The organism is Nocardioides sp. AX2bis, assembly GCF_902506435.1.
Taxonomy (GTDB): domain Bacteria; phylum Actinomycetota; class Actinomycetes; order Propionibacteriales; family Nocardioidaceae; genus Nocardioides.
In genome coordinates this window covers 942,217-951,740 of record NZ_LR733215.1, presented here as the reverse complement: position 1 = coordinate 951,740, position 9,524 = coordinate 942,217, and the positions used below count along the sequence as shown (strand labels likewise).

The window sequence follows — 9,524 nt, the reverse complement described above, 5'->3', positions numbered from 1 at the left end:
GGCGTCCGGGGCCTTGCCCAGGTCGGCGTCCGGGTCGTCGGCGCGGGTCTGCGGGTCGCGGCCCTCACCGGCGCGGGGCGCCGGCCGGTCGAACGGCTCGAACAGACGGCGCAACCGGGCCGGGTCGGTGCCCGCGGGGTGCTGCTCGGACCCCTCGGGCCGGGTCGGTCCGGGCTCCTCGAGCGTGGCGCGGTCGCCGAAGTTGGCCACGATCGCGGCCCACGCTGCGTCGTCGTCGGCGGGGCGTCCGGGCACGGCGGGCCCGTCGCCGGAGCCGTCGCCGGAGCCGTCGACCGAACCGTCCACCGGGTCGTTCGCGTCGGTGGGCTCCTCCGGAGCCGGTCCGGGGTCCCTCGTGCCGCCAGCCACGTGGCGAGGCTACGCGACCCCGGGGCATCGCGACGCCGGTGTCCGTTCCGCACCGGTGCCCCCGGGGCCGTCCAGGCACTAGGGTGACCCCGCTGGACGCCGGACCGGGCCGACGCCGCGCAGACGAGGGAGAGGTGTCGGCTTGTTCTACTGGTTCCTGAAGTGGATCGCGATCGGGCCGCTGCTCCGCATCGTCTTCCGACCGCAGGCCCACGGCCTGGAGCACGTGCCGACCGAGGGCGCGGCGATCCTGGCGAGCAACCACCTGTCGTACGCCGACTGGCTCTTCATGCCGAACGCCCTGCCGCGGCGGGTCAGCTTCGTGGCGAAGGCGGAGTACTTCACCGGCCGGGGGATCAAGGGCCGGCTGAAGAAGACCTTCTTCTCCGGCTCCGGTCAGATCCCGATCGACCGGGCCGGCCGTGACGCCGCGGAGGGCGCGATGATGTCGGCCAAGGCCGTGCTCGACCGCGGTGAGCTGTTCGGGATCTACCCCGAGGGCACCCGCTCGCACGACGGCCGGCTCTACCGCGGCAAGACCGGCGTCGCACGCCTGACGCTCGAGGCCGGCGTGCCGGTGATCCCGGTCGCCGTCGTCGGCACCGACACGGTCGCGCCCCCGGGCAAGAAGTTCGGCTCGATCACCCGCCCGGTGGTCCGCTTCGGCGCCCCGCTGGACTTCTCCCGCTACGCCGGGATGGAGAACGACCGCTACATCCTCCGCTCGATCACCGACGAGATCATGTACGAGATCATGCGTCTGTCCGGGCAGGAGTACGTCGACCAGTACGCCACCCGCGCCAAGGAACTCGCCAAGGAGCAGGCCAAGGAGCTCGCGAAGGAGCAGGCCCGGGCCAAGGAGCGCGCCGCCGGCTCCTCCAGCGCCACCGCCGAGCAGCGCAAGGCGTCCTGACGCCGATGGCCGTGTCCCGGGCCGCCGGGTCCCTCGCGGTCGAGGGTCGGCTGCTGCGGGCGCTGGCCGGCCTGCGGCTGGTGGTGCTGCTCAACGCCTGGGGCGTCGGGCTGTGGACCCTCGACGGGGCCGAGCGGCCCGCCGGGGTGATCGCCTGCCTGGTGCTGATGACGGCGTGGACGGGCGTGGCGACCTGGGGGTACGCCTCCCCGGCCCGCCGGGGACCGGTCCTGCTGGGCGTGGACCTGGCGGTCGCCCTCGGGGTCCTGCTGGCCGGGCCGTGGGCCAAGGGCCCCGACTTCGTCGCCACCGTGCCCGGGTTCTGGATCATGGCCGTGCTGTTCGCCTGGGCGATCCACCTGCGCACCGCGGGCGGGCTGGTCGCCGGGGTCGTGCTGGCCGGGGTCGACCTGGCCCTGCGTCCGGACGTGACCCTGACCGTCTACGGCAACGCGTTCCTGCTCGTCGTCGGCGGACCCGTCGTCGGCTACCTCACCGGCTCGTTGCAGCAGATGGCCGACGAGCGTGACCGGGCCGAGCGGTCGGCGGCGACGGCGGCGGAGCGCGCCCGCCTGGCGCGCGCGGTCCACGACGGGACGTTGCAGGTGCTGGCCCTGGTCCAGCGCCGCGCCGGCGAGCTGGGCCCGCACGCCGCGGACCTGGGTCGGCTGGCCGGGGAGCAGGAGCGCGGGCTGCGTCGGCTGATCCGGGCGCAGGACGCCGTCGCGGCCGGGGCCCCACCCGGAGCCGACGGCGCGCAGGGCCCGTACGGCCCGGACGGCGCGGTCCTCGCCCCGGGGGAGCCGGTCGACGTGGCCGCGCTGCTGGCCTCGCTCGGCGCGCGACCGGGGGTCGAGGTGGTCCTGCCGGGTGGCTCCGTCCCCGCCCCGCCGGTGACCGCCCACGAGCTGGTCGCGGCCGTGGTCGCCTGCCTCGACAACGTCGCCCGCCACGTCGGTGACGACGCCCGGGCCTGGGTGCTGCTGGAGGACCTCGGTGCGGAGGTCGCGGTGTCCGTCCGGGACGAGGGCCCCGGCATCCCCGAGGGGCGCCTCGACGACGCCGCCGCGCAGGGCCGCCTCGGGGTGCGTGAGTCGGTGTGCGGCAGGGTGGCCGACCTGGGGGGCACCGCCACCCTGGACACCGGACGCCACGGCACGACGTGGCGCCTCGCCGTACCCCGGGAGCACCCGTGACCATCCACACCACCCACCCCTTCGCCGCCGACCCCGACCCCGTACGTCGGCTGCGCGGCCGGCTGGCCTCCGGGGTGACCCTGCTGACCAGTGGCGCGGGCGTCGACCGGGCCGGGCTGACCGTCACCTCGGTGGTCGTCGCGCACGGTGAACCGGCCCGGGTGCTCGCCCTGGTCGACCCCGACTCCGACCTCGCCGACACCGTCGCCGAGGTCGGGACGGCCGTCCTCCAGCTGCTCGGCTGGGCCGACCGCGACCTCGCGGAGGCCTTCGCCGGGGCCGCCCCGGCACCGGGCGGCCTGTTCCGCCAAGCGCCGTTCGAGGACACCGCCTGGGGTCCGCGGCTGACCGGCGACCGCACCTGGGCCGGGCTCCGCCTGGAGTCGACCGACGAGGTCGGGTGGTCGCGCCAGCTGCGGCTGGTCGTCGAGGAGGTCGGGGCCGGGGACGCCGACCCGGCGCCGCTGCTGCACCACCGCGGCCGCTACCGCCGCGTGGAGGGGGAGACGTCGTGACCGCACAGGAGACGCTGCAGGTGCCGGGAGAGGCCCTGCGGGTGATGGTGGTCGACGACCACCCGATGTGGCGCGACGCCGTCGAGCGGGACCTGGCCGCGGCCGGTTTCACCGTCGTCGCCGTCGCGGCGACCGGCGCCGAGGCGGTCGCCCGCTTCCCCGCGGCCCGTCCGCAGGTGGTCGTGCTCGACCTGCAGATCCCGCCGCCGTCCGGGGTCGAGGTGACCGGGCAGGTCCTCGCCCACGACCCGTCGGCGCGGGTGCTCATCCTGTCGGCCTCCGGCGAGCAGGACGACGTGCTCGCGGCGGTCAAGGCAGGCGCCACCGGCTACCTGGTCAAGTCGGCCTCGCGGGAGGAGCTCGTCGACGCCGTACGCCGGGTCGCCCGCGGCGAGGCCGTCTTCACCGCCGGGCTGGCCGGGCTGGTGCTGGGGGAGTACCGCCGGCTCTCGGAGCCCGCGGCCGGACCCGAGCGCCCGCAGCTGACCGAGCGCGAGACCGAGGTGCTGCGGATGGTGGCCACCGGGCTGTCGGCCCGGCAGATCGCCGACCGGCTGGTCCTGTCCCACCGCACGGTGCAGAACCACGTCCAGAACACGCTGCGCAAGCTCCAGCTGCACAACCGGGTCGAGCTGACCCGGTGGGCGATCGAGCAGGGCCTGGACGGCGAGCCGGACGACCCGCGTGCCTGAGCCCGGCCCGGATCGGGGGAGGGTGCGGCTGCGCCGGGCCGGGCCGGACGACGCCCCGCTCCTGCGGGACCTGGAGCGGGCGGCGAACCTGGTGGCGCTGGCGCACGTCTTCCCGCCGGCGGAGCACCCGTTCCCGGACGAGGCGGTCGAGCAGCGCTGGGTCGCCGCGCTGCGCGAGCCCGCCGTCGTCGCGTGGGTGGCCGACGGCGACCGGGGCGAGCCGGTCGGGTTCGTCGCCCACGACGACACCTGGGTGCGTCAGGTCGCGGTCCGGCCCGAGGCCTGGGGGGCCGGGCTCGGCTCGGCGCTGCTGGACCGCGCCGTCGCCGGGGTCCGGGCGGGCGGGGGTGTGCCCCGGCTCTGGTGCCTGCGTCGCAACGAGCGGGCGCTCGGGCTGTACGCGCGCCGCGGCTGGCGGCCCACCGGCACCGAGCGCGAGGCCGTCTACGCGCCGCACCCGGTCGAGGTCGAGCTCGTCCTGGCAGGATCCGGGGCGTGACCACGCTGCTCGAGGTCGCCGACCGGCTCTACGGCCTGCCCCTGGGCGACTTCACCCCGACCCGCGACGCCCGCGCCCGCGAGCTGCGCACGGAGGACCGTGCGCTGTCCGCGGCGGTCAAGGCGCTGCGCAAGCCGGCCACGGCGGCCTGGGTGGTCAACCAGCTGGTGCGCGGCGAGACCGAGCAGGTCGACCAGCTGCTCGCCGTCGGCGACGCCCTGCGCGAGGCGCAGCGCTCGATGTCGGCCGACGAGCTGCGCGCGCTGACCCGGCAGCGCCGCCAGGTCACCGCCGCGGTCACGACCCGGGCCCGCGCCGTCGCCCGGGGCCTGGGGGTGAAGGTGACCGGGCCGGTGGCCGACCAGGTCGAGGCGACGCTGACCGCGGCCATGGTCGACGCCGACTGCGCGGCCGGGGTCCGCAGCGGGCTGCTCGTGACGCCGCTGGCCTCGACCGGGGTCGGGTCGACCGACGTCGCCGCGGCGCTCGCCGCCCCCGAGGCGCTCGGGTTCGCCGCCTCCGCCCGCGAGACCGAGGGGGTCGAGGACGAGGACGCCGGTGCGGACGGACGGCACGGGCTGCACGTCGTGCCCGACCCGGACGCCCACCTCAAGGCGGTCGCAGCCGCCGACGAGGCCCTGGCCGAGGCCGAGGAGCAGCTGGCCGCCGCCACCGAGGAGGAGACCGCCGCGCGGGAGGAGGTCGCCCAGCTGGAGGCGCGCGGCCTGCAGCTGCAGTCCGAGCTCGAGGAGCTGCGCCGCCGGGTCGCTGCGACCGAGACGGCCGCCGAGGAGGCCGAGGACGAGCTGGCCGACGCCGAGGAGGCCGCCGCGGAGGCCTCCCGGGTGACCGGGACCGCGACCGCGGACCGCGACGCCGCGCAGGCCGTCCGCGCCGCGCTCGACGAGGAGTGACCCGGGGCCGCCGCGACGGATCAGGCCGGTAGCAGCAGCAGCAGCGGGACCCGTAGCCCGGCGCAGCAGGCCGGGTCGGTGGTGCCGACCGGGCCGGGCGGCAGGACCTCGGGGAGCACGTCGTCGGGAGCGCCGGCCGGGAGAGCGGCGAGGTCCGGCACCGCACCGGCGAGGCCGACGTGCTCCAGCCCCCGGGTCGCCCGCGCGACGAGGTACGAGCCGAGGCTGCCGGCGGCGTACCGCCCCTCGAGGACGCCGGCCCAGGTCCGCGGGTCGGTGTCGGCGACGTCGGCCAGCAGCGACACGAGGCTGCCCCCGGGGTCGAGCGGGCGCGGGACGCCCAGGGTCTCGGCGTCCCAGAGCACCGCACCCGTGGGGGCGTCGACCACGGCCACCTCGGTCACCCCGGACGGCTCGCCGGGCCCCCCGGCGGCGGACCCCCCGGCGGCGGACAGCGCCGCGAGGGCGGCGTCCCAGAGGGCCTGGGGTCGGGTCGCGCCGTCGAGCGTGGCCAGCAGCGCGTCGACGTCCCAGACCAGGCGGGTCATCCCCCGCGGACCACGGCCAGGATCCGACGGTCGACCCAGGTCAGGTCGTCGGCGACCCGCATCTCGTAGTTCTCGGTACCGACCCAGGTCGCCACGTCGGGGTGCCCGGCCGCGGCCGCGTGGGCCTCGAGCTCGGCGCGCACCGCGTCGTCGACCGGTACCTTCTCCTCCTCGGTCGAGGCGGTCAGGTAGAGCGTGTTCAGGTCGAGCAGCCGGGCCAGCTCGGGCACCGGGGCCGCGTGGTCGTCGACCCGCAGGTCCACGTCGACGTCGTCGCCGCCGGCGTACCCCGCCCCGTCGCGGACCACCAGCAGCGCCGCGGACTGGCGCCCGCGCTTGTCGCCGCCGGCCTCGTCGGCCGCGGCCAGCGCGTCGAGCAGCCGCTGCCCGAGGGGGGCGGTGGGGTCCGAGGCCAGCCAGGCGGTCTCGAGCGCGTCGACGACCTCGGGCCCGGTCAGGCAGTTGCCCTGGACGGCGTACCCGTCGCCGGTGCGGCCCCCGGCCCACGGGATGCAGTCCTCACCGGTGTGCGAGGCCGCTCCGCCGTCGACGTCGACGATGCCGACCTGGCGGTCCGCGCGGCCCGGGTCCTCCTCGAGCAGCCGCTGCAGGGCGACGGACGCGGTCGCGCCGTCGTCGAGGTGGGACAGCGCGAGGCCCTTGTAGGCCACGTTGGCGTCGGCCTGCGTGGCCAGCGCACCGACGTCGGCGACCGCGGCCGGGACGACCGCGCCGACGGCGAGGAACTTGGAGGCGACGGCGACGCCCCAGGAGTCGCCGTCCTCGGAGCGGGCCACGATGGAGAAGGTCATGCCCCGAGCCTAGGCGGGTGCCCGGGCCCGCTCCTGGACGGGCGTCGGCCGTGGGCCGGGTCACAGTAGGGTCGGCCCGTCTCGTCCGGAGGAACCAAGGAGGACCGTCCATGCGCGTCGGAGTGCTCACCGGGGGCGGGGACTGCCCCGGCCTCAACGCGGTCATCCGCGCCGTCGTCCGTCGCGGCGTGCGCGACCACGGCTTCACCTTCGTCGGCTTCCGCGACGGCTGGCGCGGCCCGCTCGAGGGCGTGACCATGGAGCTCGGCATCGAGCAGTGCCGTGGCATCCTCCCGCGCGGCGGCACGATCCTGGGGTCCTCGCGGACCAACCCGTTCGCCGTCGACGGCGGCGTGGAGAGGATCAAGGAGAACCTCGCCGCGGCCGGCGTCGACGCCCTGGTCGCGATCGGCGGCGAGGACACCCTCGGGGTGGCCACCACGCTGGCCGAGGCCGGGGTCAAGGTGGTCGGGGTGCCCAAGACCATCGACAACGACCTGTCCGGCACCGACTTCACCTTCGGCTTCGACACGGCCGTCAACATCGCCACCGACGCCATCGACCGTCTCCACACCACCGCCGAGAGCCACCACCGGGTGCTCGTCGTCGAGGTGATGGGCCGCCACGCCGGCTGGATCGCGCTGCACGCCGGCCTCGCGGGCGGGGCCAGCGCCGTGCTGATCCCCGAGCAGCCCTTCGACATCGAGGCGGTCTGCGCGCACGTCGAGACCCGCTTCGAGAGCGAGTACGCCCCGATCGTCGTCGTCTCCGAGGGCGCCGTGCCCGTCGAGGGCGGCGACATGACCCTGTCGTCGGGGGAGAAGGACGCCTTCGGCCACGTCCGCCTCGGCGGCATCGGCGACCGCCTCGCCTCCGAGATCGAGCACCGCACGGGCAAGGAGGCCCGCGCGGTCGTGCTCGGCCACGTGCAGCGCGGGGGCACCCCCACCGCCTTCGACCGCTGGCTGGCCACCCGCTTCGGCCTCCAGGCCGCCGACGCGGTCGCCGACGGCGACTTCGGCACGATGATGGCGCTGCGCGGCACCCGGATCGTGCGGGTACCGCTGAGCGAGGGCACCGCCGAGCTGAAGCTGGTCAGCCCGGCGGAGTACGCCGAGGCCGAGGTCTTCTTCGGCTGACCATGACACTGCTGCTCTCACGGGCGCTGCGGCGACTCGGACAGACCCGGGCGTGGGCCCTGCCCGCCCTCATCATCTCCGTCGTGTTCCTCACCAGCTGGCCGCTCATGGTGCTCGCGGAACCGGCCAGCAACACCATCACGGCGCCCGGGAACTACTGGTGGTACTTCGTGGTGACCGCGGCCACCGTCGGGTACGGGGACCACTTCCCGGTCTCGGCGGCCGGCCACGTGGTCGGGGCGTACGTCATCCTCGGCGGGATCGTCACGCTGACCACCTTGTTCACCCGGGTCTCGGTGGCCCTCGAAAAGACGAAGGGACGACGCATGAAGGGTCTGGCGGACACCGACGTGTCCGGGCACCTGGTGATCATCGGGTACACCCCCGGTCGCACCGAACGGCTCGTCGACGAGTACACCGCGGAGGGACGTACCCAGGTCGTGCTGTGCGCCTGGGAGGACGTGCCCGAGAACCCGATGCCCGAGCGCGGCGAGGTGGTGTTCGTCCGGGGCGACCTCACCGACGAGGACGTGCTGCGCCGCGCCGGGGTGCAGCGGGCCGCCCGGCTCCTCGTCGACGCCCGCGACGACAACGAGGCGCTCGCGCTCACGGTCGCGGCGATGCACGTCAACCCGGACGTGCACGCCGTGGTGACGCTGCGGGACATGTCGGCGGCCCGCAACCTGTCGTACGTCGACCCGGACGTGAGCTGCGTGCAGTGGCACTCGCCGCGGCTGGTCACCGAGGAGCTCGAGGACCCGGGCATCTCCCAGGTCTACGCCGACCTGATGACCTACGGGGGCCGCAACACCTACAGCGCGCCGCTGCCGGTGGCGCTGGGCGAGGTGTCGTTCGGTCGGGTGCAGGAAGGCCTCGGGCGCACCCACGGCGCCACGGTGATCGCGGTGCGCCGCGGCGGGGCGCTCGTCGACCCGCGCTGGGAGTCGACCCTGTCGCGCGACGCGGTCCTCTACTACGTCGGGGAGCGGCGGCTGACCGCCGACGAGATCACGTCCGCGGTCGGGTGAGCGGCCGCGGGATGTCATACGTACGGTGGTGATGTCTCCTCCGTCCGTATGACGTCCTGGGCGCGCCCGCGGTCGTGACCTGTCCGATCGGGCGGCTCACGCACCGCGCGGGCGTTGCTAGCGTGCGGGTCCGGCCAGGTCGACCGGGACGAGGGGAGCGACATGCGGGTCACGGAGCTGTGGCGGTTCCCGGTGAAGTCCCTCCAGGGCGAGCGGCTCGACCAGGCGTCGTTCGGCGACCTGGGCATCGAGGGGGACCGCCGGTACGCGATCTTCGACCTCGGGACCGGGTTCGGGCTGACCGCCCGGAGGGAGCCGCGGATGCTGTTCGCCTCGGCCCGTACGACGGCCGGCGGCGTCGAGATCGTCCTGCCCGACGGCACGGTCGCGGCCGACGACGCCGCGCTGTCGGCGTGGCTGGGGCGCCCGGTCGCGCTGCGCTCGCTCGAGGAGGTCCAGGAGCGGCGCTACGAGAACCCCGACGACACCGAGACCGAGGCCGAGGCGTCGTGGGGCCCGTTCACCGGCGCCGGTGGCGCGTTCCACGACTCTGCGGGCGCGACGGTCACCGTGCTGTCCACCGCCAGCGCGGCCGGGGAGCCCCTGCGCCGGTTCCGCGCCAACGTCGTGGTCGACGAGCCCGGCGAGGACGACCTGGTCGGGCGGTCGGTACGGATCGGCGCCGCCACCGTCGAGGTGACCACCCCGGTCCCGCGGTGCGTGATGGTCACCCGCGCCCAGCCCGACGGCATCGACGTCGACCGCGAGGTGCTGCGCCGCATCCACCGGGAGCGCGGCGGCACCCTCGCGGTCGGAGGCTCGGTCAGCGTCCCGGGCACGGTGCGGGTCGGCGACGAGCTGACGACCACCTAGGCCCAGCCCGGCCGCGGGACGTCATA

Annotated in this window: 12 protein-coding genes; 9 read left to right on the top strand and 3 right to left on the bottom strand. The window is 75.8% G+C overall.

Annotated features, from left to right (window positions below; translation table 11 throughout):
- The coding region (locus tag GV155_RS04570) for a hypothetical protein (RefSeq protein ID WP_201300053.1) at positions 1-369 on the bottom strand (369 nt) is incomplete at its 3' end.
- 142 nt (positions 370-511) lie between these two features.
- Here GV155_RS04570 and GV155_RS04565 point away from each other — a divergent pair.
- Genes GV155_RS04565 through GV155_RS04540 form a run of 6 tightly spaced genes read left to right on the top strand, consistent with a single transcriptional unit; the run spans position 512 to position 5,098 of the window.
- Entirely contained in the window at positions 512-1,282 is a 771-nt protein-coding gene (locus tag GV155_RS04565; protein ID WP_160005657.1) for a lysophospholipid acyltransferase family protein, read from the top strand.
- 5 nt (positions 1,283-1,287) lie between these two features.
- Positions 1,288-2,478, top strand: a complete 1,191-nt coding sequence (gene macS / locus GV155_RS04560) for a MacS family sensor histidine kinase (RefSeq protein ID WP_160005655.1) — start codon at positions 1,288-1,290, stop codon at positions 2,476-2,478.
- Positions 2,475-2,993 carry a flavin reductase family protein gene (locus tag GV155_RS04555; protein WP_160005653.1) on the top strand — a complete coding sequence of 173 codons (519 nt, stop codon included), beginning with the start codon at positions 2,475-2,477 and terminating at the stop codon, positions 2,991-2,993. The genes macS and GV155_RS04555 overlap by 4 nt, the downstream gene beginning before the upstream one ends.
- Before the next feature lie 44 nt (positions 2,994-3,037).
- Complete coding sequence (locus GV155_RS04550; protein WP_160010829.1) at positions 3,038-3,685, top strand: response regulator; 648 nt, start codon at positions 3,038-3,040, stop codon at positions 3,683-3,685.
- The gene (locus tag GV155_RS04545; RefSeq protein WP_160005651.1) at positions 3,678-4,184 is read left to right on the top strand and encodes a GNAT family N-acetyltransferase; all 507 of its coding nucleotides are present in this window, start codon (positions 3,678-3,680) and stop codon (positions 4,182-4,184) included. The genes GV155_RS04550 and GV155_RS04545 overlap by 8 nt, the downstream gene beginning before the upstream one ends.
- Positions 4,181-5,098 carry a hypothetical protein gene (locus GV155_RS04540; RefSeq protein WP_160005649.1) on the top strand — a complete coding sequence of 306 codons (918 nt, stop codon included), beginning with the start codon at positions 4,181-4,183 and terminating at the stop codon, positions 5,096-5,098. Before GV155_RS04545 ends, GV155_RS04540 begins: the two co-directional genes overlap by 4 nt.
- 20 nt (positions 5,099-5,118) lie before the next feature.
- Here GV155_RS04540 and GV155_RS04535 read toward each other — a convergent pair whose 3' ends face one another.
- Positions 5,119-5,646, bottom strand: coding sequence for a hypothetical protein (locus GV155_RS04535; protein WP_160005647.1), 528 nt, complete (start codon positions 5,644-5,646; stop codon positions 5,119-5,121).
- Complete coding sequence (locus GV155_RS04530) at positions 5,643-6,458, bottom strand: DUF1028 domain-containing protein (RefSeq protein ID WP_160005645.1); 816 nt, start codon at positions 6,456-6,458, stop codon at positions 5,643-5,645. The genes GV155_RS04535 and GV155_RS04530 overlap by 4 nt, the downstream gene beginning before the upstream one ends.
- A gap of 110 nt (positions 6,459-6,568) precedes the next feature.
- On the opposite strand from GV155_RS04530, the gene GV155_RS04525 reads away from it, so the two are divergent.
- The 3 genes from GV155_RS04525 (at position 6,569) to GV155_RS04515 (ending at position 9,498) form a co-directional block, all read left to right on the top strand.
- Positions 6,569-7,597, top strand: coding sequence for a 6-phosphofructokinase (locus GV155_RS04525; protein WP_160005643.1), 1,029 nt, complete (start codon positions 6,569-6,571; stop codon positions 7,595-7,597).
- A 2-nt stretch (positions 7,598-7,599) separates the two neighbouring features.
- On the top strand, positions 7,600-8,625 hold the full coding sequence (locus GV155_RS04520; protein ID WP_160005641.1) for an NAD-binding protein: 1,026 nt from the start codon (positions 7,600-7,602) through the stop codon (positions 8,623-8,625).
- A 162-nt stretch (positions 8,626-8,787) separates the two neighbouring features.
- Positions 8,788-9,498: an MOSC domain-containing protein gene (locus tag GV155_RS04515; RefSeq protein WP_160005639.1), complete on the top strand. Its 711-nt coding sequence runs from the start codon at positions 8,788-8,790 to the stop codon at positions 9,496-9,498.
- Positions 9,499-9,524: the final 26 nt, after the last annotated feature.

Excerpts from the sequence above, each read along its gene's own strand:
- macS (WP_160005655.1), top strand. The coding sequence starts at position 1,288 with ATGGCCGTGTCCCGGGCCGCCGGGTCCCTCGCGGTCGAGGGTCGGCTG.
- GV155_RS04550 (WP_160010829.1), top strand. The coding sequence starts at position 3,038 with ATGGTGGTCGACGACCACCCGATGTGGCGCGACGCCGTCGAGCGGGAC.
- GV155_RS04530 (WP_160005645.1), bottom strand. The coding sequence starts at position 6,458 with ATGACCTTCTCCATCGTGGCCCGCTCCGAGGACGGCGACTCCTGGGGC.
- GV155_RS04515 (WP_160005639.1), top strand. The coding sequence starts at position 8,788 with ATGCGGGTCACGGAGCTGTGGCGGTTCCCGGTGAAGTCCCTCCAGGGC.
- GV155_RS04535 (WP_160005647.1), bottom strand. The coding sequence starts at position 5,646 with ATGACCCGCCTGGTCTGGGACGTCGACGCGCTGCTGGCCACGCTCGAC.
- GV155_RS04525 (WP_160005643.1), top strand. The coding sequence starts at position 6,569 with ATGCGCGTCGGAGTGCTCACCGGGGGCGGGGACTGCCCCGGCCTCAAC.
- GV155_RS04520 (WP_160005641.1), top strand. The coding sequence starts at position 7,600 with ATGACACTGCTGCTCTCACGGGCGCTGCGGCGACTCGGACAGACCCGG.